The 25866-nt window shown below is 58.3% G+C and carries 23 protein-coding genes and 1 tRNA gene; 14 read left to right on the top strand and 10 right to left on the bottom strand.

From position 1 onward, the window contains the following. Positions 1-47: 47 nt before the first annotated feature. Positions 48-1373, top strand: a complete 1326-nt coding sequence (locus tag ACQY4M_RS10725; protein ID WP_428543814.1) for a hypothetical protein — start codon at positions 48-50, stop codon at positions 1371-1373. A gap of 151 nt (positions 1374-1524) precedes the next feature. Next, on the top strand, positions 1525-4206 hold the full coding sequence (locus tag ACQY4M_RS10720; RefSeq protein WP_428543812.1) for a DUF2339 domain-containing protein: 2682 nt from the start codon (positions 1525-1527) through the stop codon (positions 4204-4206). Positions 4207-4267: 61 nt separating this feature from the next. On the opposite strand, the gene ACQY4M_RS10715 is transcribed toward ACQY4M_RS10720, so the two are convergent. Beyond that, on the bottom strand, positions 4268-4675 hold the full coding sequence (locus ACQY4M_RS10715; RefSeq protein WP_428543810.1) for a group III truncated hemoglobin: 408 nt from the start codon (positions 4673-4675) through the stop codon (positions 4268-4270). A 266-nt stretch (positions 4676-4941) separates the two neighbouring features. On the opposite strand from ACQY4M_RS10715, the gene ileS reads away from it, so the two are divergent. The 3 genes from ileS to ACQY4M_RS10700 are packed head-to-tail and all read left to right on the top strand — an operon-like array spanning position 4942 to position 9190. Continuing rightward, entirely contained in the window at positions 4942-7836 is a 2895-nt protein-coding gene (ileS, locus tag ACQY4M_RS10710) for an isoleucine--tRNA ligase (protein WP_428543808.1), read from the top strand. A 53-nt stretch (positions 7837-7889) separates the two neighbouring features. Next, positions 7890-8357 (top strand): methylated-DNA--[protein]-cysteine S-methyltransferase, encoded by a 468-nt coding sequence (locus ACQY4M_RS10705; RefSeq protein WP_428543806.1) that lies wholly within the window; start codon positions 7890-7892, stop codon positions 8355-8357. Next, complete coding sequence (locus tag ACQY4M_RS10700) at positions 8354-9190, top strand: EamA family transporter (RefSeq protein WP_428543804.1); 837 nt, start codon at positions 8354-8356, stop codon at positions 9188-9190. The genes ACQY4M_RS10705 and ACQY4M_RS10700 overlap by 4 nt, the downstream gene beginning before the upstream one ends. Here ACQY4M_RS10700 and ACQY4M_RS10695 read toward each other — a convergent pair. From ACQY4M_RS10695 to ACQY4M_RS10680, 4 genes are all read right to left on the bottom strand, one after another. Beyond that, entirely contained in the window at positions 9171-9872 is a 702-nt protein-coding gene (locus tag ACQY4M_RS10695) for a CDP-alcohol phosphatidyltransferase family protein (protein ID WP_428543802.1), read from the bottom strand. The two genes, ACQY4M_RS10700 and ACQY4M_RS10695, sit on opposite strands and share 20 nt — an antisense overlap. A gap of 39 nt (positions 9873-9911) precedes the next feature. Continuing rightward, a complete protein-coding gene (locus ACQY4M_RS10690) occupies positions 9912-10400 on the bottom strand; it encodes an N-acetyltransferase family protein (protein ID WP_428543800.1) in 489 nt (162 codons plus the stop codon). A gap of 183 nt (positions 10401-10583) precedes the next feature. Then, on the bottom strand, positions 10584-11507 hold the full coding sequence (locus ACQY4M_RS10685; protein ID WP_428544488.1) for a tyrosine recombinase XerC: 924 nt from the start codon (positions 11505-11507) through the stop codon (positions 10584-10586). A gap of 2 nt (positions 11508-11509) precedes the next feature. Next, positions 11510-12217, bottom strand: coding sequence for a DUF484 family protein (locus ACQY4M_RS10680; protein ID WP_428543798.1), 708 nt, complete (start codon positions 12215-12217; stop codon positions 11510-11512). Positions 12218-12517: 300 nt separating this feature from the next. Here ACQY4M_RS10680 and ACQY4M_RS10675 point away from each other — a divergent pair, with 300 nt between their 5' ends. Next, entirely contained in the window at positions 12518-13561 is a 1044-nt protein-coding gene (locus ACQY4M_RS10675) for a hypothetical protein (RefSeq protein WP_428543796.1), read from the top strand. Positions 13562-13646: 85 nt separating this feature from the next. Here ACQY4M_RS10675 and fsa read toward each other — a convergent pair whose 3' ends face one another. After that, positions 13647-14300 (bottom strand): fructose-6-phosphate aldolase, encoded by a 654-nt coding sequence (gene fsa / locus ACQY4M_RS10670; RefSeq protein WP_428543794.1) that lies wholly within the window; start codon positions 14298-14300, stop codon positions 13647-13649. Between the two features lie 89 nt (positions 14301-14389). On the opposite strand from fsa, the gene ACQY4M_RS10665 reads away from it, so the two are divergent. From ACQY4M_RS10665 to ACQY4M_RS10645, 5 genes are all read left to right on the top strand, one after another. After that, positions 14390-16585 (top strand): primosomal protein N', encoded by a 2196-nt coding sequence (locus ACQY4M_RS10665; protein ID WP_428543792.1) that lies wholly within the window; start codon positions 14390-14392, stop codon positions 16583-16585. A 30-nt stretch (positions 16586-16615) separates the two neighbouring features. Beyond that, complete coding sequence (locus tag ACQY4M_RS10660) at positions 16616-16921, top strand: hypothetical protein (protein ID WP_428543790.1); 306 nt, start codon at positions 16616-16618, stop codon at positions 16919-16921. A gap of 21 nt (positions 16922-16942) precedes the next feature. Next, positions 16943-17899, top strand: coding sequence for a proline dehydrogenase family protein (locus ACQY4M_RS10655; RefSeq protein ID WP_428543788.1), 957 nt, complete (start codon positions 16943-16945; stop codon positions 17897-17899). Between the two features lie 253 nt (positions 17900-18152). Continuing rightward, positions 18153-19196 carry an IS5 family transposase gene (locus ACQY4M_RS10650; protein WP_428539227.1) on the top strand — a complete coding sequence of 348 codons (1044 nt, stop codon included), beginning with the start codon at positions 18153-18155 and terminating at the stop codon, positions 19194-19196. 65 nt (positions 19197-19261) lie between these two features. Continuing rightward, entirely contained in the window at positions 19262-19696 is a 435-nt protein-coding gene (locus tag ACQY4M_RS10645; protein WP_428543786.1) for a sulfotransferase, read from the top strand. Here the strand turns inward: ACQY4M_RS10645 and ACQY4M_RS10640 are convergent. Continuing rightward, entirely contained in the window at positions 19693-20910 is a 1218-nt protein-coding gene (locus ACQY4M_RS10640; RefSeq protein ID WP_428543784.1) for a SulP family inorganic anion transporter, read from the bottom strand. The two genes, ACQY4M_RS10645 and ACQY4M_RS10640, sit on opposite strands and share 4 nt — an antisense overlap. A gap of 124 nt (positions 20911-21034) precedes the next feature. After that, complete coding sequence (locus tag ACQY4M_RS10635) at positions 21035-21490, bottom strand: MarR family winged helix-turn-helix transcriptional regulator (protein ID WP_428543782.1); 456 nt, start codon at positions 21488-21490, stop codon at positions 21035-21037. A gap of 101 nt (positions 21491-21591) precedes the next feature. On the opposite strand from ACQY4M_RS10635, the gene ACQY4M_RS10630 reads away from it, so the two are divergent. From ACQY4M_RS10630 to ACQY4M_RS10620, 3 genes are all read left to right on the top strand, one after another. Beyond that, positions 21592-22278 carry an HAD family hydrolase gene (locus ACQY4M_RS10630; protein WP_428543780.1) on the top strand — a complete coding sequence of 229 codons (687 nt, stop codon included), beginning with the start codon at positions 21592-21594 and terminating at the stop codon, positions 22276-22278. Positions 22279-22419: 141 nt separating this feature from the next. After that, entirely contained in the window at positions 22420-23013 is a 594-nt protein-coding gene (locus ACQY4M_RS10625; RefSeq protein ID WP_428543778.1) for a heme NO-binding domain-containing protein, read from the top strand. Next, positions 23010-24041: a diguanylate cyclase domain-containing protein gene (locus ACQY4M_RS10620; protein WP_428543776.1), complete on the top strand. Its 1032-nt coding sequence runs from the start codon at positions 23010-23012 to the stop codon at positions 24039-24041. The genes ACQY4M_RS10625 and ACQY4M_RS10620 overlap by 4 nt, the downstream gene beginning before the upstream one ends. A gap of 284 nt (positions 24042-24325) precedes the next feature. Here the strand turns inward: ACQY4M_RS10620 and ACQY4M_RS10615 are convergent, their stop codons facing one another. Further along, entirely contained in the window at positions 24326-25369 is a 1044-nt protein-coding gene (locus tag ACQY4M_RS10615) for an IS5 family transposase (protein WP_428539221.1), read from the bottom strand. A 351-nt stretch (positions 25370-25720) separates the two neighbouring features. Then, a tRNA-Glu gene (locus tag ACQY4M_RS10610) sits at positions 25721-25795 on the bottom strand. Positions 25796-25866: the final 71 nt, after the last annotated feature.

Below are 25866 nucleotides of genomic sequence, written 5' to 3'. Positions count from 1 at the left end.
GATTTTGGGGGATTTTTAGAGGTTCCCTACAGCAACGGGACAATGAAATGCCGGACGAACAACAAATCTACAACCAAATCCGTGACCAGATTAAGTTAACCATGCCGGATGAAGCAAAAGAATTCATTTTCCAGGCAAAGATTTATCCCGGAGTTACCAGTTACACGGATTATTGGATCCGAAAGGACGGCCGCAAAGACTGGTTTGGATTCGATGATGTATACAATGATGTTAGTAATAAAATAATGGATCTTTGTGCACAGCTTCAATCCCTGCCGCGTTTCAAACGCTCACCATTTACACATTGCGAAGGGCATTTGACGGATTCGGGGGAATTCAAGATAGAGTTTGCCAATATCCCCAAGGAGGATGAAGCCATGGAGCTCTACATGCGTCGGGTCAGTGATCTGACTTGGGAAGAGGCCAAAGCACACTATATCACCCGCGAAGATTGGGAAAGCCATGTGGCCAAATTCGGCGACGGGCAGAGGATAGCCCAAAGCACAGATCATCCGGTTCTGGATGATGCGATTGATGGGACGGGCGCACAGGATCAGGTGGTACAGGCCGAGCCGACCGAGGATCAGCAGATCTTTCAGGAGATCGGTCGCTTGCTGGCGGGCATCATGCCGGATGAAGCCGTCGAAATCTACCTGTCCGGCATGTTCTTTCCTGCGGCGATGACACTGGACGGGCACTGGGTTTTGAAGGACGGAACCGAGGACTGGTTCGAAGATGATGCCGCGGACGAGGTGCTTTATAAAATCGCAAACCTGTGTCAGCGGTTGCAAGCCCTGTCCGCTGCTCAGGGCAAGCCGTTTACGCATTTTCAGATACGCCTGCGCGATGTGACCAATTTTGAAATGGAATCCGCAAATATCCCCGAGGAAGACAGCGCCCCCGGTCTGATCCTGCGCGGGATCAGTGATTTGTCGCAGGAAGAGGCCGAGGCGGGAGGTATCCCGAAAAAGGTCTGGAAGCGTTGTGTGGCCAAATTCAAACGCGCCGAAAAGAGGCATTTCATACGGCGCAATGACGAAAATCTATTGACCGAAGACCAGAAGATTTTTCGCGAGATTGGCAAGCGGCTCTGGTCTATCTTCCCTGAAGGCGCCAACGAGATCGTGTTTTCAGGTTCGCCATCCCCGTCGGGGACAGGGTTTGAAATTTACTGGGTTTTGAACGATGGCAGTACGGGGCGACCGGATACGGATATTGCCAACCAGATCGGCGCGCAGATACAGGCGTTTTGTAAGCAGCTTCAGACCCTGCCACATTATCGTCAAGAGCCGTTCACACATTGCAAGGCGCGGATGCTGGATTCGGGCCGGTTCAGGATGGACTTTTCCCATACCCCCGAGCCAAACGCCTGACCTGAACAGTTCCTACGCGGGATCGGTGACTAGTTGCAGGAAGAGGCCGATGTGGTTGAAATGGGCGACGCGGCGGACGTGTTCGATGATGCTTGCGGGGTTGTTCGGGCGCGGGTAGGTTGGGGCAATTGTTGTTCATTGGGGGTTCGTTTTGGAACTGGTTGTCCCGACGTTATTATTGGCGCTTTACTTGCTGTTCAGTCACCTGAAGCTGAAGAAAAAGATGACGGAACTGCAACACCGTGTGGACGGGTTGCAGGCCGGCGAGAGGCCCGAAGCTGTGACTGTGCCACCAGAGGAACCACAACCTGTTGCAGAAAATGTGCCGGAACAGGGGCCGGTGACAATCAAGGATGTGGCCCCGAAAAGCACCCCTTGGAAGCCTGCAAAAACAGACAGGCCCGAACCGGCTTCGGAACCCGCCCAGCCCCGCGCTTTTGTGTTCAACCGCGATAAAACAGCCGCCTTGATGGACTGGTTGCAGGCCAATTGGTTTTTGGCCGTTGCCGCGCTTTCGATGGCGCTTGCGGGGGTATTTTTCGTGCAATACGGCATTGAAAACGGTTATCTGACCCCGTTCTGGCGAGTGATGGGGGCGCTTGCTTTGGGCGTTGCCCTGATCGCGGCGGGCGAATGGATCCGCAGGCGGGCAGGGGACGAGGACGGGCATGCGGCCTATCTGCCCTCGACCTTTTCCGGCGCGGGGCTGGTGGCGCTGTTTGCCGGTGTGCTGGCTGCGCGGCAGATGTACGGGCTGGTCGGGCCAGAGATGGCTTTGGTCGGGCTGATCGCCGTGTCGGCACTGGCGGTGGTGCTGGGCTGGTTTTACGGCCCGCTGCTGGCAATGGTCGGCATTGTGGGTGCCACGGCGGCACCGTTTCTGGTGGGGGGCAGCAGTGAAAACGGCTGGCTGTTCTATTACTATTTCGCGCTGATCCTGGTTGCGGGCATGTTGGTGGATGCGATCAAACGCTGGGCGTGGGTGTCGGCTCTGACGTTGATCTTTACCTATGGCGGGGCGGCGATGATTTTCAACATGGGGGCAGGCGGGGAACATTTCCTGGGCTTTGCGCTGATTGCAGCTGTTGTGTCGGCGGCAGTGCCACCATTGCGGTTCTGGCCCGCACACGAAGGGCAGATGGTTTCGCTATCGCTGTTTCGGCGGGGCAGGGCGGGCTGGCCGGAGTTTCCCACACGGGTGGCGGCAGGCGGATTTGCGGCGGCGGTTCTGATGACGGTGCCGGTGGCTATGGAGGCCAGCGGGGCCTTTGATGTCTGGCTGGCGCTTATCACATCCATGGTGTTGCTGGGCCTCGCGGTGATCTGGTTCAAAGGCGCACCTGCGTTGCGTGATCTGGTTGTGCTGCTGCCGCTGGCGTTTCTGTTCACCTTGTTAGCGCAAGGCGAAGGGCGTGGCGATTTGTATCGTCTGTTTGCAGCGGGGCGCGACAGACTGCCGGAAACCTCGCCGCCCTGGGATGTTTCATGGCTGGTTGCACTGGCGCTGGCCGGATCCGCGCTGATTTTCTGGCGCGGGATGCGGGCAAAGGAATACCGGCTGGTCTGGGCCGGCGGGGCGGCGTTGTTTGCGCCTTTGGCGGTGGCCACGCTGGATGCGATGTGGCAGCCGGTGCCGGTGCTGGGGCAGGCGCTGTGGGCCTGGCACGGGATGGCTGTGGCCTTCGTGATGGTGCTGTTTGCCCTGCGTTGCGCCAAAGCGGATGGTCAGGACCGGCGGCGGGTGGCGATCTTTGCGCTGGCGGCGATGACCATGATCACATTCGCGCTGGTGGTGATGTTGTCCAGCGTGGCGCTGACACTGGCAATTGCGGTGATGGTGCTGCTGGCGGCGCTGATTGACCGCCAGTTGAACCTGCGGCTGCTTTCGGTGTTTGTGCAGGTTGGCGGGGTGGTTGCGGGGTATCGGCTGGTGGTCGATCCCGGCCCGATCTGGGCCTATGGTGCGCCTCAAGGAGAGGTGCTGCTGGGCTATGGCGGAGTGATCCTGCTGTTTGCGGCGGCGTGGTATCTGTTGCAGGCGCGTCAAAGGATGGCGGCGATTGTGGTGATGGAATCCGCTGTGTTTACCCTGATCGGCGTATTTGCCAGTGTCGAGTTGCTGCGCCGGTTTGACAATGTTAGTGATGCCAACCCGCTGATTGCGGCCTTCGGCCTGATCTGGCTGATTTCGGCGGCCAATCAACTGTATCGGCTGAAAATCGGCGGCTGGATGCGCTGGGTCCGGTTGGGACTGGCCGCTGTGTTTGGCGTGGTCGGGCTGATGGCACTGGGGGCGAACCTGACATTTGCCAATCCGTTGCTGGAGGGGTCGGAAAACGTGAACGGACCGTTTGTGTTTGATTCCCTGATGCTGGCCTATCTTTTGCCCGCCTTGTTGTTTGCCTTTGTCGCGCTGCGGTTTGACCACCTGTTTCGCTGGTTCCGCATCCTGTTGGGTGTGGCCGCAGGGGCGCTGGCGGCGCTTTATCTGGGGCTGGAAATCAGGCGGTTCTGGCAAGGAGACAAGATCGTTTCCTATCAGGGCACAACGGATGGCGAGCTGTATAGCTATACGATTGCCATGCTGCTGGTCTCGGTCGGGTTGCTGTTTTACGCCTTCGGCAAACGCTCTGACCTGATCCGCAAGGCGGCGATGGTGGGGATCGGATTGACCATTGCCAAGGTGTTCCTGATCGATATGTCGGGACTGACCGGATTGACGCGGGTGGCATCGTTCCTTGGGCTGGGACTGTCCCTGTCGGGGCTGGCCTGGGTCAACCGGCGGATGACCTTGCAGTGGGACAAAGGAAAGGACGAGGGGGCGGAAAGCTGACTTCAGTTGCCGCCCCATCTTTTAAAGATTTCGTCCTGTTTTCTTTTGAAGAAAACAGCGCCTAGCCCAGTGTCGGCACTTCGTCCGCCGGTTTCTGCACGTCCTGCACCCCCATCCGCAAACCGCGCCCGATGCGGTGCACCAGCGCCGACCACGCAGCCGCAGTTTCCTTTGGCAGGTTTTCGTTAAGCACCTTGTCAAACAGCGCCAGCCAGACGTCGAAATGATCGGCCCGCACATCGCCGGCCCGCATATGCGCCATCATCGGATTGCCGTCATAGCTGCGTTCAAACAGGATGGCATTGCGCCAGAAACGGGCGATCTTGGCCTCGTGTTCGGGCCAGTTTTTGACATGGCCGTTAAAGATTGGACCCAGCACCGGATCCTTGCGCACATTGGCATAGAAATGGGTCATGACCAGTTCGATCTGTTCCGGGGTGATCGGAAAACGGGGGGGCATGGTGTTCATAATCGGCCTTTATTCATGGTTATAGGCGTATAGATAGGGTGCACTTTGGCAAAACAAAAGGGACCGGTTTGTCGCAAGGGGGTGCCGGCGCACTGGACCATTGCGCATTCCCCCCCTATAACGCGCGCTATGGATAGAATATTCGCGATCATTATACGAATTACCTGCCCGGCGCTCTGAGTATTGACGAGCCGCCGGGTTAAAGGCGTCTGATATGATCGCGCCGCCCTCATCCCATAGAATTCCCAATTCCAAGGAAGCCGCAAATGTGCGCCGATACCCCTGAAACCCCCGATTACAAATCCACCCTGCATCTGCCTAAAACCGATTTTCCGATGCGGGCCGGTCTGCCCAAACGCGAACCCGGCTGGCTGGAACGCTGGGCGCGGATTGGCGTTTACGACCGCCTGCGCGAAAAGCAGGGCCGCGACGTGTTCACCCTGCATGACGGCCCGCCCTATGCCAATGGCCATCTTCACATCGGTCACGCGTTAAACAAGATCCTGAAGGATATGGTTGTGCGCTCGCAACAAATGATGGGCAAAGACGCGCGCTATATCCCCGGTTGGGATTGTCACGGTCTGCCGATCGAATGGAAGATCGAAGAGCAGTATCGCAGCAAGGGCAAGAACAAGGACGACGTGCCAATTAACGAGCTGCGCGGCGAGTGCCGCAAGTTCGCCGAAGGCTGGGTCGATATCCAGCGCGAGGAATTCAAGCGGCTGGGCGTGACCGGCAACTGGGATGATCCTTACCTTACGATGAATTACAGCTCCGAAGCGGTGATCGCCGAGGAATTCATGAAGTTCGTGATGAACGGCTCGCTTTATCGCGGCTCCAAGCCTGTGATGTGGTCGCCGGTTGAAAAAACCGCGCTGGCCGAGGCCGAGATAGAGTATCACGACCATACCAGCCACACGATCTGGGTGAAATTCTATTTCACCAATGCCAGTGGTGATCTGGACGGGGCGGCGGCGGTGATCTGGACCACCACCCCCTGGACCATCCCGCAGAACAAGGCCGTGGCCTATAACCCCAAGATTGCCTATGGCCTGTATCAGGTGGACGCCACCCAGGAAGAAAGCTGGACAGCCGCAGGGGACAAGCTGGTTCTGGCCGATACGCTGGCCGCCGATACGCTGGAGAAATCCCGCGTCACCAAATTTACCCGCCTGCGTGATGTTACGGCGGATGAACTGGCGCCGCTGGTCTGCAAACACCCCTTTGCCGATCTGGATGACTTTTGGGATTATGCCGAGGGCGTGCCGATGATCGACGGTGATCACGTCACAGACGAGACCGGTACCGGCTTTGTCCACACCGCCCCCAGCCACGGTGCGGATGACTATGAATGCTTCGTGAAACGCGGCTGGACCGACCGGTTGACCCATAACGTCAACGAGGATTCCGCGTTCGAGGAATTCGTGCCCTTCTTTGCCGGTCTGCAGGTGTTTGACCGCAAGGGCAAGGAAGGCAAGGCCAATACCGCCGTGATCAATAAACTGGTCGAGGCAAACGCGCTGATAGCCCGTGGCCGGATCAAGCACAGCTATCCGCATAGCTGGCGCTCCAAGGCGCCTGTCATTTTCCGCAATACGCCGCAGTGGTTCGTGGCAATCGACAAGGATCTGAATGACGGCATGGACCAGAACGGTAAAACCATCCGTGAACGGGCCCTGACCGAAATCGACCACGTTAAATTCACCCCGCAATCGGGCCGCAACCGTCTGTTTGCGATGATGGAAAACCGCCCCGACTGGGTGCTGAGCCGTCAACGCGCCTGGGGCGTGCCGCTGACCTGTTTCATTCGGGATGCCGGACAGGGGCAGGTCGAAATCCTGCGCGATCCGGCTGTGAATGCACGGATTGCCGAGGCGTTTCGCGCCGAAGGGGCCGATGCGTGGTTTGCCGATGGGGCCCGCGAACGGTTCCTTGAGGGTGTGGCGGATGCCGACACATGGGAGTTGGTCACCGATATTCTGGACGTGTGGTTTGACTCGGGCTCGACCCACGCCTTCGTTTTGCGGGACCGCGAGGATGGCTCGCCCGACGGCATTGCCGATCTCTATCTGGAAGGCACCGACCAGCATCGCGGCTGGTTCCATTCCTCGTTGCTGCAATCGGTGGGCACCACCGGTCATGCCCCTTATCGCGGGGTGCTGACGCACGGGTTTACGCTGGATGAAAAGGGCATGAAGATGTCCAAATCATTGGGCAATACCATCGTGCCGGAAACCGTGGTCAAACAATATGGCGCCGATATCCTGCGGCTTTGGGTGGCGCAGGTCGATTTCACCGCAGATCAGCGGATCGGGCCGGAAATCCTGAAAGGTGTCGCCGACAGCTATCGCCGCCTGCGCAATACCATGCGGTTCATGCTGGGGTCTTTGGGTGAATTCAAACCCGAAAATGCCGTGGCCTCCGCCGATATGCCCGAACTGGAACGCTGGGTGCTGCATCGTCTGGTCGGGTTGGACAAGGTCGTGCGCGAAGGTTACGCCGCCTATGATTTTCAGGGCGTGTTCCGTGCGCTGTTCGAATTTGCCACGCTGGACCTTTCGGCGTTCTATTTCGATATCCGCAAGGATGCGCTCTATTGCGATGGCGACAGCCTGAACCGGCGCGCGGCGCTGACCGTGCTGGACATGCTGCATCAGCGATTGACCACATGGCTGGCGCCGATCCTGACCTTCACGATGGAAGAGGTCTGGCTGGAACGTCACGCAGGTGATGATAATTCCGTGCATCTGGAAGATTTCCCCGAAACACCCGTGGATTGGCAAGACGATGATCTGGCCGCCAAATGGGATGCCATCCGCCGCGTGCGCCGTGTGGTGACCGGGGCGATTGAAATCCAGCGGCGGGAAAAGGTGATCGGGGCAAGCCTCGAGGCGGCACCGACCGTGCATGTGCGCGATGCCGATATGCTGGCGGCGGTGAAATCGGTCGATTTTGCCGATGTCTGTATCACCTCGGACGTACGTCTGACCGATGATCCCATCTCGGATACGGCCTTCCGTTTGCCTGAAGTTGAAGGCGTGGGCGTCGAGTTTGAACGCGCCGAAGGGCAGAAATGCCAGCGGTGCTGGAAAATCCTGCCCGATGTTGGCAAATACAGCCATGCGGATGTCTGCGGACGTTGTGATGCGGCGTTAAGCTAAAGCAAATCAAACGCGGGCCTTGCGAAGGGCCCGCGTTTGCGCAAGGGTTGCCTATGCCCATTGCAACCATAGACACCCCCACCGGCCCGATGACCCTGACCGAAGAAAACGGGGCAATCACGGCTGCGATGTGGGGCGGGTCAACGGGCGACGACGACACCCCGTTGCTGCGCCGTGCCGCCACGCAGATCGGCGAATATTTCGCAAGCACCCGCACTGAATTCGACCTGCCTTTGCGGGTGAATGGCTCGGAATTCCAGCAAGCCGTTTGCGATGCGATGCTGGCCATCCCATATGGTGAAACCGTCACCTACGGCGATATTGCCAAACAGTTGAACGCGCCTGCACAGGCGATAGGACAGGCCTGCGGCGGCAACCCGATCCCGCTGATCATACCCTGTCACCGCGTGCTGGGTGCAAATGGTCTGGGCGGGTTTTCCGGCGATGGCGGTGGCTTGGCCGGAATCGAGCTGAAAGTGCAACTGTTGCGCCATGAAGGGGCGGCCGGGTTGCTGATTTGAGTACATTTGTTTTCCTAACCGTTATGGGAGCAGCCCTGCTGCACGCCACATGGAATGCCCTGATCAAAACCGGCGGCAACAAGCTGACTTCGATGCTGATCATGACCATTATCGAGGGGGCGGTGGGGGTTGTGGTGGCTATGACACAAAGGTTGCCACAGGGCGAAGTCTGGTTCTGGGTGATCGGCTCTGGGATGTTGCATTCGGCCTATAAGTTCTTTTTGGCCTTTGCCTATGAGCATGGTGATCTTAGCCGCGTCTACCCTATCGCACGTGGCACGGCACCGATGATTGTGATGCTGGTCAGCCTGTTGTTTTTATCCGATGTGATCAGCGGATATGAAACCCTTGGTATTGCCCTGCTGGGCGTTGGCATTCTGATGATGGCTCGCGGCGTGTTCACCGACGGGGAATCCCGCCGTCTGGTGCCGCTGGCGCTGTGTTCGGCCATGGCCACGGCGGCCTATTCGCTGGTTGATGGCATGGGTGCACGGGTGGCCGGGGATGCGGCGATGTATGTGGCGTGGCTGTTCGTGTTTGATGTACTGGGATTTGTGCCCATGGCCTATGCGCTGCGCGGTCGTCAGGTTTTCATCGCCAACCGGCGGTCATGGGGGTTGGGCGCGGTGGCGGCGCTGGCCTCTTACGGGGCCTATGCGATTGCGGTCTGGGCAATGACGCAGGCGCCGATTGCACTGGTGGCGGCGTTGCGCGAAACCTCGATCCTGTTTGCTGTGCTGATCGGCTGGCTGCTGTTTGGCGAAAGACTGGGGCGGGTCAAAGCCTTGTCAGCGGCCTTGATCGTGGCCGGCGTTATGCTGACGCGGATTTAGCCGGGATAATTTGTTGCAAAATCCCTGCTCCAATCAGATAGATGCTGGTCACCACCAGCCCCCAATGTGCCCAGCTTTCGGGATGGAAATCGACCCACGCCGCCCAGCCGGCAAAAAATGTCCACGCCAGCGCCATCGGCAGGGTTGCCCCGCGCCAGCGTTCCGTGCGCACGGGGTGCACGAACTTCAGCGGCACGAACATGGTGATGGACAGCCCCACCACCAATGCCAGCATCAGCCAGTAATTCGGCTGTAGCGCGAACAGCACCAGCACCACCATATTCCAGCACCCCGGAAAGCCGGAAAAGGAATTATCCTTGGTTTTCATACGGGTATCGGCGAAATACAAAGCACTGGCAAAGGTGATGATGATGATGATCGTCCAGCCGGTCCAGTTGGGCAGCAGGCCCGATTTGAACAGGGCAAAGGCGGGGATGAACACATAGGTCAGATAGTCGATGATCAGATCCAGCAGAACCCCGTCGATTTCGGGCGCGTTGGTTTTCACATCGAATTTGCGCGCCAGAGGCCCGTCGATCCCGTCCACGAAAAACGCAACCACCAGCCACAGGAACATCAAATCCCATTTCTGATCGACCGCCGCCAGCATGGCCAACATGGCCAACACCGCACCGGTGGCGGTGAACATGTGGACGAATATGGCGCTTAAACGTGTGGTCATAAAACCGTCATGGACGAAAAAGCAGGGGGCTGTAAATAGTTAACTGCCTTGGGTCGGGGATTCCTGACCTTTCAGGCGGATGCTGAATCGCGGGCCGCGATCGGGCAGGGGCGTGAATCCTGCGGCTTGGTAAAGCCGTTGTGCGGGGTGGTTATCAGGATGGGTGCCAACTGTCATATAGACGCACCCTATATCAGCGGCGGTTTTCATCGCGGCCTTGATCAACCGTTGCCCAATCCCGCGCCCGCGCCAATCTTGCAGCACAAACAGGTGGTGCACCTCCATACCCCGAACGCCCCATTGCAACTGGATCAGCGGACACAAGGTGGCATAGCCAATGGGGCGGGATTCAGCACGGGCCACCAAAGTGGGTGCCCACGCGGGCGTTCCCAGTATATCGCGGGTTAAGGTGGCCAGCGTTACGGCTGCGGTGTCATCATGATGCGCGGCGAGGGCTTGAGCCATGCCTAGAATGGCGGGTAAGTCGGCTTTGGTCGCGGGCTCGATTGTGGGGTCCGGGATTGGCATAGGGTGCACCTTTCAGGGTTACCGCGAAGGGCGCAAAAACAACAAAACCGCCCCAGCGGCGGTTGTTTCATCAGATTTGGCCGCTGCTCCTATGAAGGGCGCGGGTAATATGTGATGAATGTTGCGTTTGTTTTGGTCATAGGGGCAGGGTAATGCGGGCGGGGCATTGCGTCAATGATAGGGCTACCGCGCCTTCGGATGCGCCTTTTCATAGACTTCCATCAACCGCGCGGTATCGACCGAAGTATAGGCCTGCGTGGTCGACAGCGAGGCATGGCCCAGCAATTCCTGAATGGCGCGCAAATCCCCGCCTGCGCCCAGCAGGTGGGTGGCAAAGGAATGGCGCAGGGCGTGCGGGGTGGCGGTGGCGGGCAGGCCCAGTTGCAGACGGGTGGCCTCCATCACCTTCTGGATCGCACGCGGGCGCAAGGGGCCGCCGCGGATGGCGCGAAACAGCGGGGCGTCCGGTTCCAGCGGATGCGGGCAGGCGCGCAGGTAGCGGTTGACGGCCACGCGTGCCGCGTCAATCACCGGCACAATGCGTTCCTTGTTGCCCTTGCCGGTGATGCGCAGCACCTCGGGTAGGGGGGCGTCGGTACCGGTCAGGGAAAGGGCCTCGGATATGCGCAACCCGCAGCCATACAGCAGGGTGATCACCGCCACATCGCGGGCCGCGACCCATTCCTTGCCCGACTGCATTTCCACCGTGTCGATCAGCGTCTTTGCGGCGTCGATGGCCAGCGGGCGGGGTAGCTTTTTCTGAAAACGCGGCGCGCGGGCAGACAGGATCACGGTGGGATCGAACCCTTCGCGTTCGGCCAGCCAACGGTAAAAGGATTTCACGGCAGACAGGGATCGCGCCAAGGATCGCGCGGACACACCGCGCCCGCGTTCATGTGCCATCCAGGCACGAACATCGCGCACCTGCACCCGTTTCAACGGGGCAAGGCCGGTTTCTTCGCCAAAATGCTGCGTTATGAAGGCCAGATAGCCCAGAACATCGGTTTGATAGGCGGCAATGGTGTTATCGGCGGCACTGTTCAATGCCTTGATCGAGGCCAGCCATTCCGCAAGCGCGTCCGTCGCGGCAGGGGATATGGCACTCAGGGTCATGACAGCCAGCGCCGCATGGTTTGCTCGAACACACCGGCAAAGAATGCCAGCAGGTCAGTGCCCTGACTGGGTTTGAATTGCTGCGGATCGTCCGCCCCCATGACCAGCAGGCCGGGCAGGCGGCCATGGCCGAAATCCAGCTTCAACGCGGCTTCGGATTTGATGCTGCTGGCGGCATCGCCATAAACGGCCGCATTGTCGGGCTGGATCTGGCGCAGGGTGACTTGCCGCGAATGGGTGCTTTTGCCGCCGGTCAGATAGGCCTCGACAAAGCCGGATTCGGCGACGCTTAACACATCACCAAGCTGTTTGAGGGCCGCGCCTTTTTCATCCTGTGCGGTTTCCAGCACCAGCCGGATGCAATGGACGTTCAGAATATCGGCAACCTCGCCATCCAGATTGCGCAGGAAGTCATCGAATTCGACAGGGTCCAGCATGCGTAATATAGCGCGGTGCACCTGTTGCATCCCCGCCAGATTATCGTAAGCGGCGGCAATCACCGATTGATGGGTGTCCTCCAGCCGGTCCAATCGCGCCTCGAGCCGCTCCATCGCCAGCCCGCGCAGATCCACGACATTTTCGCCCATTTTGGATTCTTTGGCGTCAATCAGGGCCTGCATCAGATCCGGATCGTCCAGAATAACCTGCGGTTCCGCGATCAGCTTGTCGCGCAGTTTTTCCAGCTGTTTTGCGGTGTCTGTCATGCCTGCCTTGCCGTATTTGTTTTGATTTTCTGCACTATAGACCAATTTTCTAAGCCAAGTCATGAGGTTTTTAAGGGCGAGCCGAGTGGGTGCAAGATCGTGTTTTGGCAACAACAGGGGAGCCATGGGGTGCGGTTTTCCTGTAGATAATAACAAGGGCAATCGGGCGGACCTGCGCCCTGCCGCTTTCCCCTTGCTTGCCAATCGTTTACCAATAGGGTCTGTATCGGAGCCTATTTTGCGGTTTCTTTAAGGTTTCCCCGATGTTGTCAGGGGCATTGTTCGGAGTGGAATATTTAAATGAATAGATTTGCCAAACTTGCCTTGCTTGGCCTTGCCGCCGTTTCCTTGGGTGTTGGATTTGTAAAGGGTCGCGATTTTCTGGCCGACAGAAAGATCGCCAAGGAAATCGCCATATCCAAAGAGATGCTGGCCAGCCTGACGGAGGCCGATTACGCACCCTTAAGGGAAATGGCCTCAAACGATGATTTCAATATCCGGGATTTGAGCAATGTCGAGTATGGGGATTTCAGGGATTTGGCCGTTATTGGTCCTGACAAACACGTCATTCTTTCATTTTTCAGTTCATCAAATATACGGGCCGAGCGGGATTGGACCAGCGTTGTTCTGGACAAAACCCTTGGGCAGATGCTGGTTACCCAAACCGGCGCACCCCTGCGCATTTTCAACAACTACATCTTGCGACCAGAGGGGTATTACACATTTCTAATCGACGGCAGCACGATCCTTGTTCCCTATGAGGCATACGCGCCCGATGGTCCCGTTACCGAAAGGCTGATCCGTGGGCTGCATGAGAAAAGCCAGTATTACCGCTTTGATGAACATGCGATATTAAACGAAAGGCAATTCCGGACCGGAGTAATCAAGGCGCATGTTTTCTTTGTTGACGGGCGCTGGCTGGAAGTCAGGGCGGATCGCGATCTGGACACAGGTCTTCCGGACAAAGGGTTGGATGATCTGGCGGCAAACCAAACCGGTAGCTTCGTGGAAGCAACGGCCCCAAGTTACGATGATGTAGAAAACAGCGTGTCGTTGAATGGCGGTCAGGCCAGCATCTCCTTGGATCATTTCCTGAAAGAGAAATTTTCCAAAGGGCGCGGGCCGGTCTGGGGAAGCCCGACCGGAGGGTCGCTGTCTGCGGCATGGTCCGGTCAGGCGTATTATACGTTTGAAAGGGGGGGCAAGGCGTTCAAATTCATTTGGCCACATTTTTTGCGTGCGCGCACAAAATTTTATAGCGATTCTGCCAATAGGTTTGTCCTGATCGCAAGCAAAATTGGCCGGAAATATCTGCTGATTAGCCCAAAACCCGTTGCTGATTAAGCGTTTATCGCGTCCCATCTACCATTGATATTTGAAACAACGGTAGATGGGGAATTAGCCGTCGTGTTGTGCAAAGCTGCGTGCCTTACAGGATTTTCTGACCTGTCTTGGCCCAATCCTTCATGAACCCTTCCAACCCTTTGTCGGTCAGCACATGGTCGGCCATTTTCTTTATCACGGCGGGCGGGGCGGTGGCCACGTCGGCGCCGATCAGGGCGGCTTGCGTCATGTGGTTGACGGAGCGGATCGAGGCGGCCAAGATGCGGGTCTCGAAACCGTAATTGTCATAGATCGTGCGAATGTCGGCGATCAGGTCCATGCCATCAATGTTAATGTCGTCCAGACGCCCGATAAACGGCGAAACGAATGTCGCCCCTGCCTTGGCAGCCAGCAATGCCTGGTTGGCCGAAAAACACAGGGTGACGTTGACCATGATGCCGTCTGCCGACAATGCCTTGCAGGTTTTCAGGCCGGCCCATGTCAGCGGCACCTTAACCGCGATGTTGTCGGCGATTTTGGCCAGCTTGCGGCCCTCTTTCAGCATCTCGTCGGCGTCCAGTGCCACAACTTCGGCGGAAACGGGGCCATCAATGATGCCGCAGATTTCCTTGGTCACTTCCAGAATGTCACGACCCGATTTCAGGATCAGCGACGGGTTGGTTGTAACGCCATCGGCCATGCCCAGATCGTTCAGTTCCTTGATGTCTTCGACTTCGGCGGTATCGACGAAAAATTGCATCTGTAATTCCCTTGCATATTTGTTGCGACATTTTGTCCGTTCTAGCGCAACCGGCAAGGGGCAGAAAGCCCTAAACAGCGGGGTAACGCATGTCTGATCACGGTTTTTTCGACGAAGGCACGCTGGTGGCTGTTCTGACCGCGCAACCGATTGACCGGCTGCTGGATTACAAGGCCCCCGAAGGCGGTTGCATGACTGGGGCCTTTGTCGAGGTGCCGCTGGGTCCGCGCAAGGTGATTGGTGTGGTCTGGGGCAAGGGGCGCGGCGGGTTTGACCTGAAGAAAGCGCGCAGTGTGATCCGCGTGCTGGACGTCGCCCCGATGCGCGGTGAAATGCGCGAATTTCTGATGCGGGCGGCGGAATATACCATGACGCCGCTGTCCATGATGTTGCGGCTGGCAACCCGCGCGCCGGGGTTGGGCGATCCGCCTGCGATGCGCAAGGTGTTCCGACTGGGCTGCGGGGCGCCCGACCGCGAAACCGACGCGCGGCGCCGTGTGCTGAAGGTTCTGGCGGATTACAGCGGCCTGTCGTTCACGCTGGGCGAATTGGCGGAACAGGCGGGGGTATCGCCTTCGGTGATCAAGGGGCTGGTGAAACAGGGCGTGGTGCGGGAAGAAGACAGCCCGCGCGATCTGCCCTATACGCCGCTGGATCCCGATTATAACGGCGTGGATCTGACACCGGACCAGGCCACCGCGGCAGAGGTGCTGCGCGACGGGGTGGCCAGTGGCACCTATGGCACAACCCTGCTGAAAGGCGTTACAGGATCGGGCAAGACCGAGGTCTATCTGGAAGCGGTGGCCGAATGTCTGCGCAAGGGGCGGCAAGCACTGGTGCTGTTGCCCGAAATCGCCCTGACAGCGGAATTCCTGAAACGGGTCGAGGACCGCTTTGGCGCATGTGCTGGCGAATGGCATTCCGGCGTCACCATGACCGAACGCCGCCGCCTGTGGAAAATGGCGGGCGAGGGCAATGTGGGGCTGGTTGTGGGCGCACGATCGGCGCTGTTCCTGCCGTTCCGCGATTTGGGGCTGGTGGTGGTGGACGAGGAACACGACACCTCCTACAAACAGGAAGAAGGCGTGCTTTATAACGCCCGCGACATGGTGGTTTTGCGCGCGTCGCTGTGTTCGGCGCAGGTGGTGCTGGCCTCGGCCACGCCATCGCTGGAGACCTGGGCCAATGCGCAGGCGGGCAAATATAAACGGGTCGAGCTGACCTCGCGTTTTGGCGCGGCACAAATGCCGGACATGCGTGCGATTGATCTGCGGGCCGAGGATATTCCGGCCAGCCGCTGGATTTCGCCATCCTTGCGCGATGCGGTGGCGGCGCGGGTGGCGCTGGGGGAACAATCGCTGCTGTTTATCAATCGCCGTGGCTATGCGCCAACAACGGTTTGTCGGGCCTGCGGGCACCAGATCGGCTGTGACCATTGCGATGCGCGGATGGTGGAACACCGGTTCCAGAAACGCCTGATGTGCCACCAGTGCGGCGAAACCAAACCGATGCCCGACAAATGCCCCTCCTGCGAGGCCGAGGGGCGGCTGGCCCCCGTCGGACCCGGAGTCGAGCGGCTGGATGAAGAGGTGCGCGCGCTGTTTCCCGAGGCCCGTGTGGCGGTGTTGTCGTCGGACCTGTTCGGCTCGGCCCGCGCGCTGAAAGAAAAGATCGAAGAGATTGCGGCGGGGGGGTGTGACATCATCATCGGCACGCAAATGGTGGCCAAGGGGCACAATTTTCCGCTGCTGACTCTGGTCGGGGTGATTGATGCCGATTTGGGGCTGCAAGGGTCCGACCTGCGGGCAGCGGAACGCACGTTCCAACTGATGCGGCAGGTGGCGGGACGGGCCGGTCGGGTGGAAAAGAAGGGGCTGGCCCTGTTGCAGACCACACAGCCCGAACACCCGGTGATCCGCGCCATTCTGTCGGGGGACGAGGAGGCATTCTGGCAAGCCGAAGCCCGCGAACGCGAGGCGGCAGGCGTGCCACCCTACGGGCGGATGGCGGGGATTATCCTGAGTTCGGAAAATGCCGCCGAGGTATTCGATTTTGCTGCCGAGCTGGCCCGCCGCGACGATCCTTTGCGGCAGGTGTCGGCGCAGGTTTTCGGCCCCGCACCGGCACCGATTGCGCGGATCAGGGGGCGGCATCGGGTGCGCCTGTTGGTGAAGGCCGCCAAAGGGGTGCCGTTGCAGGCGGCATTGAAGGCGTGGGTCGGGCAATTGCGGGTGCCGAATTCCGTGCGGCTGGCTATTGATATTGATCCGCAAAGCTTCTTATGATCCGCGCAGCGCCATTCCGGCGTGGGTGATGTGCCGATGAAACTGCAATCCAAGGGGTTTATTGCCCGTAACAGATCCACCCTGCTGGGGGTGACGTTCTGCGGCTCTTTGGGGTCGGGCCTGTTTGCCTTCTGGTGGCGTGTGCGCGATGCCTTTGGCATGATCGGGCGTGGCACGCTCGAGGTGCTGACCTTTGGCCGCTACGACAACCCCGCCTCGCCGCAACAGGCGGCGGTGGCCGATACGATGGTTGCGATTGGCGTTGTCGGGACCGTGGTGTTCGGGGTGCTGTTTTTCTATGTTTTGCTTGCGGGCTGGCGTTTGGGTAAAAAGTAACCGCGCAAAAGGGGCGTTTTGATGTTTCGTAAAATGTGGCAGTCGGGGATGATCGCTTTGGCACGCTCCAAGCGGGTTCAGAATTTCGCCCAGCATTCGCGCGCAACCAGTTTTTTGTCCGGCAAATATGTGTCGGGGGACAGTTCTGACGCCGGAATTGAACGGGCGCAGGAATTGCTGGCGGAAAACGGCATCCGCAGTTCATTGTTCTACATGGGCGAATATGTGGATGACTGGGATCTGGTCACACAGAACATCGACAACAAGCTTAAGGTTGCCGCCAAACTGGGGCAGGCGGGGCTGGATGTGCATGTGTCGGTTGACCCCACCCAGATCGGCCACCACCTGGACCCCGACGTGGTGGCGGGCCATGCCGAACGGATCGCCAAGGCGGTGCAGGCGGCGGTTGGCAACAAGGATGGCGTGAACTGTCTGATGTTCGATATGGAGGACGCCAGCCTGAATGATCCGACCATTGCCGTGCACAACCGGATGCAGGATATGGGCCTGCCCGTTGCGCTGACTCTGCAGGCTTACCTGCGGCGCACACGGCAGGATTTGCAGGCACAGATCGCACGTGGCAGTCGGGTGCGGCTGGTCAAGGGGGCGTTTGCGGCGTCGTCCGATATTGCCTTTACCAAACGGGCCGACGTAAAGGCCAATTCGCGGGCCTTGATTGGTGATATGCTGTCCCGGCAGGCGCGGGAAAACGGGTTTTACCCGATCATTGCCACCCATGACACGGCATTGCAGGATTTCACCATTGAAACCGCGCGGGCCAATGGCTGGAAAGCCGGAGAATACGAATTTGAAATGCTGCTGGGCGTGCGCGAGGATGTGGCCAAGGCGCTGGCTGCCAAAGGTGAACGGGTGCGCCTGTATGTGCCCTTCGGGCGTGACTGGTGGCCGCATGCCGCACGGCGGATCGGGGAAAATCCGGCCAATGCAATGCTGTTGATGCGGTCGCTGTTTTCCTGATTTCGGCGGCCATGGCCCCGCCAAATGGCCACCAGTATCAGCCACGCGTTTTTTGCAATCACAGTGCAAGACATAGGTTGCCTGTGCGCTATTATATTTACCCCGAACACGCCAAAGTATACAGATAGGATCGTGTAGTTGGTAAGGGTAGGGCAATGAAAATTAAGGGAACCTCTAAAAATCCCCCAAAATCCGGCCTGACGGGGTAGAATCGTCATCAGGATGAAAATGATTCGACCGACGGGGTTTTGTCATGGGTCAGATGGGATTTTTTGATCTTTCCAGCCGATACGCGGGACTGGACAAATCTGGTGATCCGCTGGTGTTGCTCAACGACATGGTGCCGTTCGAGGATTACCGGGACGAGCTGAAGGCCATATGGCGCACGCCGCCCGAACAGCGCAAATCCAACGCTGGCCGCCCGCCTTGGGATGAGGTGCTGATATTCAAGACGATGGTTTTGCAGCAGCTCTACAACCTCTCTGACGATCAGATCGAGTATCAGATCCGCGACCGCCTGTCGTTCATGCGGTTTCTCGGCCTTGGCATTGAAGACAGCGTACCTGACGCCAAGACCATCTGGGCCTACCGTGAAAGGCTGGCCGGGGCCGGGAAGATGAAGGAGCTGTTTGACAAGTTCGATGCCTTTCTGCGCGAAAAGGGCTATCTGGCGATGGGCGGGCAGATTGTTGATGCGAGCATCGTTCCGGCGCCGCGCCAGCACAACAAAAGGGACGAGAACGAGAAAATCAAGGCGGGCGAAACGCCTGAAGAGTGGGAGGAAAAACCCCACAAGAAGCGCCAGAAGGACGTGGATGCGCGCTGGACGAAGAAGCACGGCAAGAGCTATTACGGCTACAAGAACCACATCAATGTCGACCGGCGGCACAAATTCATCCGCGCTTATGATGTCACCGATGCCGCCGTGCATGACAGCCAGGCGCTTGCCGGTCTGATTGATGCGAGCAACACCTCATCGGACCTGTGGGCCGACAGCGCCTATCGCTCGCAAAAGATCGAAAGCGAGCTGGAAGAGCGGGGGCTTCACAGCCATATCCATCACAAGGGCAGGCGCGGCAAGCCGCTTGGCGAGCGCCAGCAAAAGGCCAACCGGAGGCGCTCGAAAGTGCGGGTCCGGGTCGAGCATGTATTCGCTTTTCAGGAGCGCTCCATGGGCGGCAAGCTGATCCGCTCCATCGGCCTGAAGCGGGCGCGATTTCGCATCGGGATGATGAACCTGGTCTACAACATGAAGCGCTTCGTCCAGTTCGAATGCGGCCTGGCGGCGCCGGGATAAGGGTTCATGGGGTGAGGTGTGCCTGAAATACCCAAAACCGGCTTGAAACCGGTGAAAATGGGTTTATGATCCGAAGCAATCAGGCGGGACAGGCGAAAAACCGTCCACCCCGCCGCGAAGAAGGCGAAAACGGGAATTTACAGAGGTTCCCCTTTGATCTGGAAGCAATGGCGCAGATTGCCAATATGCACCAGAAGTATATGGCACATTGGCAGGCGCTGTTCCCCGACCGCATCCTGACAATCGGCTACGAGGACATCGTGGCCGATGTCGAGGCCGCCAGTCGTAAACTGGCCGATTTTTGCGGGGTTGGCTGGGTCAAGGATATGGCCCACCCCGAGCGTAATACCTCGGCTGTGCGCACCGCAAGTGTCGGGCAAGTGCGCGAAGGGGTGCATCGGCGTTCGGTCGGTGGTTGGGAAAGGCTGAAGGATCAGTTGCAGCCGTTTTCTGACGGGCTGGACAAAGGGTTGTGGCCGGATTTGCAGGCACGCGACTAGCGTTCGGGATCTGACCATTTTGCCCGCCCGGTCTTGCGGCGCCGCAGGCGCATGGCAAGACCCATCGAGACCCCGACACCGATGGCTGTTGTTAAATCGACCAGAACGGTCAGAATCAAGGTTGTCAGCAGCATTATTTTGTCGGAATGTCGTGCGTTCATGTGGTCACGCCATTTGTGCGGCTCGGTCATATTCCATGCCGTCAGGATCAGCAGGGCCGCCATTGTGGGCATTGCCAGATACCCCGCGACATTGGCAAAGAACAACATCAATATTAGGATCACCAACGCGTGGACCAAACCGGCCACGGGGGTCCGTCCGCCCGCGCGCACATTGGTTGCGGTGCGTGCGATGGCGCCAGTGGCTGGCATGCCGCCAAATAGGGACGAAGCCACATTCGCCACGCCCTGCGCCACCACTTCGGCGTTGGGGCGGTGTGATCCACCGATCATGCGGTCTGCAACCATCGCCGAAAGCAGGGATTCAATACCGGCCAGAAAAGCAATTACCATCGCGGACGGGAACAGCTCGCTTACCTTGTCCCAGGTGATCGCAGGCAAGCGGGGCATTGGCAGGTGATGTGGAAGTTCCCCGAACCGGCTGGCGATGGTATCAACCGGCAATTTGGCAAAGATCACAACAGCCGAGGTTATGGCTACCGCAACAATTAAACCGGGATATTTTGGCGCGGCGCGGCGTAGCAGAACAATCAGCACCATCGTGGCAACGCCGATCAACAGGGCCGAAGTGTTGAAACTGTCCCGTGCTGCCCATATGGCTGGCACCTTGTCCATAAAATCGGCTGGCACCTTGCCCATTTGCAACCCTAGAATATCCTTAATCTGGCTTGTGGCGATGATAATACCGATGCCGATGGTAAACCCGTTAACCACGGCCCCGGGTACATAAGCCACCAGATTTCCGATTTTCAGATATCCGGCCACCAACATGATCCCGCCAGCCATTAAAGTCGCCAACACCAGCCCTTCGTATCCATGCTCGGCAATCACTCCGTAAATCACAACGATAAACGCGCCGGTCGGCCCGCCGATCTGGACACGGCTCCCGCCCAGAAGCGAGATAAAAAAACCACCTATAATGGCGGTCACCAGCCCCTGTTCCGGTCCGGCCCCCGAGGCGATGGCGATGGCAAGGCTAAGCGGGATTGCTACCATGGCAACGGTAAAACCGGCCATCAGGTCGGAGCGGAACAAAGCCCAAGTATAGGCTCGCAGAGTCGTAACTATCTTTGGAAGCATAAGAACTGCCGGATTTTATGGGTGGGTCGGCAGAAACTGCCGAGGTGCCTCTATAGCTGTTACATAACCAGAGTCAATGTCATAACCGTTTTAACGAAGCATCTTCGTCTGCGCGCAATTTGGCCATCAGGCGACAGAATTCCAATGTTTCGGCATCTGTTAGTTTTCCCAGCCAATGGTCCGCATTGTCCCGCGCCATCGGGGTGGCCTGCCGGTGCATATCATACCCTTTATCTGTCACAACGACCAAAGTGGTGCGTCCGTCGCCTTTGCCGGTGGTGCGCCGGATCATCCCGTCGGCTTCCATCTGGCGCAGGGCGCGCGAGGTGGCGGTGCGGTCAATGCCGACAAATCGGGCAATGTCGGACGGGTTGGGCAGGCCTTCGTTCAGCACCGCCAGCAGGATGCACCATGTGATCCGGGTCAGGCCAATGGTTTTCAACTGCTCGTCCAGCCGGCGTTCCTGCATTCGGGCGGTCAGGGTCAGTTGATAGCCCATTGATCGGTGCAGGCGGTATGATGTGTCTGTCTTCATAGTTGACACTGTCAACCAGTGGCGCGACCCTGTCAATTCCTGTTGCCAAGCCGCGCCTCTGCGGGCAGGGTGCAGGCGGGACAATACGGGACGCAAGATTTATGGATATTCAGGCAATATTGTTCGACAAGGACGGAACCCTGTTCGATTTCTATGCCACATGGGGCATCTGGGCCAAAACCCTGCTGCTGGACGAAGCCGGAGGAGATACGGATCTGGCTGCCCGGATGGGGGATGCCATCGGCTATGACATCCGCACAAGTAAATTCGCCCCCGACTCGATGGTGATTTTCGACACCCCGCCCGATATCGCCGCCGCTTTGCTGCCGTTCTTTGAGGGCGAGACCGTGGAAACCCTCACCGTGCGCCTGAATGCAGCTGCGGCACAGGTGCCGATGGTCGAGGCAACGCCGCTGATCCCGCTGCTGCTGGAATTGCAGGCGCGCGGGCTGAAGCTGGGTGTGGCGACCAATGACGGCGAGGCCCCCGCGCGGGCGCATCTCGAGGCCTCGGGGATTTCCGGCATGTTCGATTTCATCGTTGGATCCGACAGCGGCTTTGGCGGCAAACCCGAGGCGGGTATGATGCAGGCCTTTGCCGATCATATCGGTATGGCGGGGGGCCGCATTGCGATGGTCGGGGACTCGGTGCATGATTTGGTGGCCGGACGGGCCGCAGGCATGGTGCCGGTTGCGGTACTGACCGGGGTTGCCGGTCATAATGAACTGGCCCCGCACGCCGAAGTGGTGTTGCCGGACATCGGGCATTTGCCGGCATGGCTGGGGTAATCTCCACAATTTTCATTGTGAACCTGTCGTCCCGGCATAACGGTCGGGTCATTTGCCTGCCAAACCGGCAGATCATTTCCCCTTGGAGTTTTGTTAATAATCTTGCTCTAGGAATGTGGGCGGTAGACAAGGATGAGATGAATGCACGGGTTGATCAACCGCTCGCTAGAATGTTTCTTGCGCGACACTTATGGAAATACCGTCTGGCAGGACGTGGCAAGTCGTGCTGATTTGCCGTTCGACCGGTTCGAGGCGATGCTCGACTATGATGACAGGCTGACCTATGTGGTGCTGTTGGCAGCGTCCGACTGTTTGTCAAAATCCCGCGAAACCCTGCTCGAGGATCTGGGCACCTATCTGGTATCCAACCCCAACAATGAATCCTTACGCCGTTTACTGCGGTTTGGCGGGGAAACCTATATCGAATTCCTGCATTCTCTGGATGATCTGAACGGGCGGGCAAAACTGGCCTTGCCGGAACTGGAACTTCCAAGGATGACACTGCACGGCGGGCGGGACGGGAATGATTTCCGACTGGTGTGCACAGGGCCACCCCGAGGGTTCGGACGGGTTATGCGCGGGGTGCTGCGCGCTATGGCGGATGATTACGGGGCGCTGGTTTTGTTGAAGGATATTGATGGCGAAACCGGATGCGAGGAAATTGCGATCACCTTGATCCAGAGCAGCTTTTCAGGCGGGCGGGATTTCCGGTTGGCCGGACCAGTGGGGGTATGATGGGACAAATCTGTATCACCACAGCGGATCTGGCGCAGTTGATGCCGATGCACCTGCTGTTGTCACCGGACGGGGCAATCCGGCAATGCGGCGCGACAGTTGCCAAACTGTTTCCCGGGCGCGATTTGGCCGGGCAGTTGTTCTTTGACTGTTTTACAGTGCGACGCCCCTGCAATGTCGGGGCCGTGGCCGATATTCTGAACAATCAGGGGGTAAAGCTGCATCTGGTGGTTCAAAACGGTCGGAATACAACGCTAAAGGCGGTAGCGGTGTCTGTTGACGCGGGCGACGGGGTGCTGCTGGACATGTCGTTCGGAATTTCGGTTGTGGATGCGATCCGCGATTATGATCTGACCATCAGCGATTTTGCCGCGACCGATCTGGCGGTGGAAATGCTTTACCTGCTCGAGGCAAAATCGGCAGCGATGGCCGAATCCCGAAAACTGAACACACGCTTGCAAGGGGCCAAGGTCGCGGCCGAGGAACAGGCCTTTACCGACACGTTGACCGGGTTGAAAAACCGGCGCGCGATGGACCATGTATTGATCCGCTTTGTCGAGGCAGGTGAGAAATTCGGCCTGATGCAGGTGGATCTGGATTATTTCAAAAGGGTGAATGATACGCTGGGCCATGCGGCGGGGGATCGGGTGTTGCAGCAGGTGGCCAAAGTCCTGCTTGATGAAACCCGCAAGGAAGATCTGGTGGCGCGCATCGGCGGGGATGAATTCGTGCTGGTCTTTCACCGGATGACGGATATTGGAAAACTGAATGAAATTGCCGCACGGATTATCCAGCGATTGGAAGAACCGATAGAATATGGCGGAAAACCCTGCCTGATTTCGGCAAGTATCGGCACGGCTGTTTCTGACGGCTATCAGGCGATAACGGCTGACAAAATCCTGATGAATGCCGATCTGGCATTATATGCGTCAAAAAACAAAGGTCGTGCGTGTTACACCGTATACTCCGAAGAGCTTTCTTCAAATAACGTTATAGTTGACCCAGGGGAAGGTGTTGTGTCCGGTTAATTCGGCAAAAGGGTGGTTGTGGTGCTCTGTTGAATACCCTCGTCACGGGATTGCCTTATTCGCAGGAAAATGAACATATTTCGGCCTGTTTCAGTCATTTTTAAGCCCCGAATTTTTGGCAAAACTGTTTCAACAGAGATTCGGAGGGTATTATGGAATTACTGCAACAAATTACATTTGAAAGACCTCTGCATGAGGCCATGGCTTTCGGTTGAAGCAAGATATCGGCCGCCCACCTTGCGCCCCTGCGGGTCCGGCGGACAGACGGGTGGCGGGGTTTGGGGCTATGCGATTGCGGGGGTTTGCGGGTTGAGGGTGATCCTGTTTGCGGCCTTGAGCAGGTTTTGCGCGATGGCGGCCATGACCATCTGGGCATGCACCCTGGCGCGCCCGAAATATCTCGCCCGCTGCAGGCCGAAGAGGCGTTTCATCGTGCCGAAAGTCTGCTCGATGCGGAAGCGGCGTTTCGAAATCAGCCGGTTGAAGCGTTTCTCCGATTGCCGCAGGGGGCGGCCGCGCGCTGCCTTGCGCAGGATGCCGTCGCGGTATTTGCCGCGCAGCATCTGGCGGTTGGCCTTGCTCGCATAGGCCTTGTCGGCCAGCACCCGCTGCGCCTTTGCGCCCGCGATCATGGTGGCGAATTCGGGGCTTTCGGCGGCATTGGCGGGCGTGGTGTGCACCTTGTCGATAAAGCCCTCTTCGTCGCAGCGGGCAAAGCCCTTGTAGCCGAGCGTGCTCTTGCGGCCCTTCTTGACCCAGCGGGCATCAGGGTCGGCGCTGAAATGCAGCTGTGCCCCGTCGGGTGAGACCTCGGGCGGATCATCCGGCGTCCCTTCCCTTGCCCCGTCCTCTGCCCGGTCCTGCGGGGCGTCGATATGGGTGCGCGGGCGCGCCGCCGCCGCGATCAGGGTCGCATCAATGATCGCCGCCTCAGCCTCTTTCAGCTTCAGCCCATGCGCCTCGATCTGGCGGCAGACCTCGGCCAGCAGCTCATCGTAAACGCCACCCCGGACCAGCGCATTGCGGAACCGGCAGTGGGTCGTCTCATCCGGCACCGACGCGTGCAGATCGAGCCCGCAGAACAGCATGAAATCCAGCCGCACCTTCAAGGCCCGCTCCAGCTTCGGGTCGCTCAGCCCGTGCCACTGGCCAACCAGAAGACACTTGAACAGAACCAGCGGATCATAGCCCTGAGGCCCGATCCCCGAGCGCCCCAGACCGCGCCGCAGGATCGGCAAAAACGAGTTCCAATCCATCAGCGCGTCGATCTTCGACAGAACGTCATCCGCGCCGATCCGTGCCGCCGCTTCGTGCAGGAAAAGGTCCATCTATTCACCCCAGAGATTTCCCGGCTAGCTTACCAAAACGGCCAACCCGGGGGAATCCCGATGTTATGCAGAGGTCTTTTTGATCAGATCGGGCTTAGCTTTCTGGCGGTTTTCGTTATTCGTGAAGCAATGATTTTCACGCTGCCTGACACGATTGCCGGACCGAGCGGTTGGTTGATTGATACGGAATGTCCTGACTGCGAATATTAAGGGTTTTTTGGTATTCTAACCCTTACCATATTCCAGTGAGAAGAGGGCTGCCTGCAGGGCGGCCCTATATTTTTGCGGGGTCGAAAAAATGCAAAAGCCATTGGCCCGAAAAAGCATCGAAAATCTGGGGAGACACATCACTGGTAGCCCGTAGGGGAATTGAACCCCTCTTTCCAGGTTGAAAACCTGGCGTCCTAACCGATAGACGAACGGGCCACTTTGTGACGTGAGGCGTATCTAGGCAAAGTCACGCCAAGGCGCAAGAGGGTTTTTGCGATAATTGTGCA

It is taken from the genome of Profundibacter sp. (assembly GCF_965277155.1).
Lineage (GTDB): Bacteria > Pseudomonadota > Alphaproteobacteria > Rhodobacterales > Rhodobacteraceae > Profundibacter.
Note: the sequence above shows the minus strand (reverse complement) of the source record. Positions and strands in the feature narration are given on the sequence as shown.

What these genes read in the sequence shown, in the direction of transcription:
- ACQY4M_RS10725 (WP_428543814.1), top strand. Translation starts at nt 48, where the DNA reads ATGCCGGACGAACAACAAATCTACAACCAAATCCGTGACCAGATTAAG.
- ACQY4M_RS10715 (WP_428543810.1), bottom strand. Translation starts at nt 4,675, where the DNA reads ATGAACACCATGCCCCCCCGTTTTCCGATCACCCCGGAACAGATCGAA.
- ileS (WP_428543808.1), top strand. Translation starts at nt 4,942, where the DNA reads ATGTGCGCCGATACCCCTGAAACCCCCGATTACAAATCCACCCTGCAT.
- ACQY4M_RS10705 (WP_428543806.1), top strand. Translation starts at nt 7,890, where the DNA reads ATGCCCATTGCAACCATAGACACCCCCACCGGCCCGATGACCCTGACC.
- ACQY4M_RS10695 (WP_428543802.1), bottom strand. Translation starts at nt 9,872, where the DNA reads ATGACCACACGTTTAAGCGCCATATTCGTCCACATGTTCACCGCCACC.
- ACQY4M_RS10690 (WP_428543800.1), bottom strand. Translation starts at nt 10,400, where the DNA reads ATGCCAATCCCGGACCCCACAATCGAGCCCGCGACCAAAGCCGACTTA.
- ACQY4M_RS10680 (WP_428543798.1), bottom strand. Translation starts at nt 12,217, where the DNA reads ATGACAGACACCGCAAAACAGCTGGAAAAACTGCGCGACAAGCTGATC.
- ACQY4M_RS10675 (WP_428543796.1), top strand. Translation starts at nt 12,518, where the DNA reads ATGAATAGATTTGCCAAACTTGCCTTGCTTGGCCTTGCCGCCGTTTCC.
- fsa (WP_428543794.1), bottom strand. Translation starts at nt 14,300, where the DNA reads ATGCAATTTTTCGTCGATACCGCCGAAGTCGAAGACATCAAGGAACTG.
- ACQY4M_RS10665 (WP_428543792.1), top strand. Translation starts at nt 14,390, where the DNA reads ATGTCTGATCACGGTTTTTTCGACGAAGGCACGCTGGTGGCTGTTCTG.
- ACQY4M_RS10655 (WP_428543788.1), top strand. Translation starts at nt 16,943, where the DNA reads ATGTTTCGTAAAATGTGGCAGTCGGGGATGATCGCTTTGGCACGCTCC.
- ACQY4M_RS10650 (WP_428539227.1), top strand. Translation starts at nt 18,153, where the DNA reads ATGGGTCAGATGGGATTTTTTGATCTTTCCAGCCGATACGCGGGACTG.
- ACQY4M_RS10645 (WP_428543786.1), top strand. Translation starts at nt 19,262, where the DNA reads ATGATCCGAAGCAATCAGGCGGGACAGGCGAAAAACCGTCCACCCCGC.
- ACQY4M_RS10635 (WP_428543782.1), bottom strand. Translation starts at nt 21,490, where the DNA reads ATGAAGACAGACACATCATACCGCCTGCACCGATCAATGGGCTATCAA.
- ACQY4M_RS10630 (WP_428543780.1), top strand. Translation starts at nt 21,592, where the DNA reads ATGGATATTCAGGCAATATTGTTCGACAAGGACGGAACCCTGTTCGAT.
- ACQY4M_RS10625 (WP_428543778.1), top strand. Translation starts at nt 22,420, where the DNA reads ATGCACGGGTTGATCAACCGCTCGCTAGAATGTTTCTTGCGCGACACT.
- ACQY4M_RS10620 (WP_428543776.1), top strand. Translation starts at nt 23,010, where the DNA reads ATGATGGGACAAATCTGTATCACCACAGCGGATCTGGCGCAGTTGATG.
- ACQY4M_RS10615 (WP_428539221.1), bottom strand. Translation starts at nt 25,369, where the DNA reads ATGGACCTTTTCCTGCACGAAGCGGCGGCACGGATCGGCGCGGATGAC.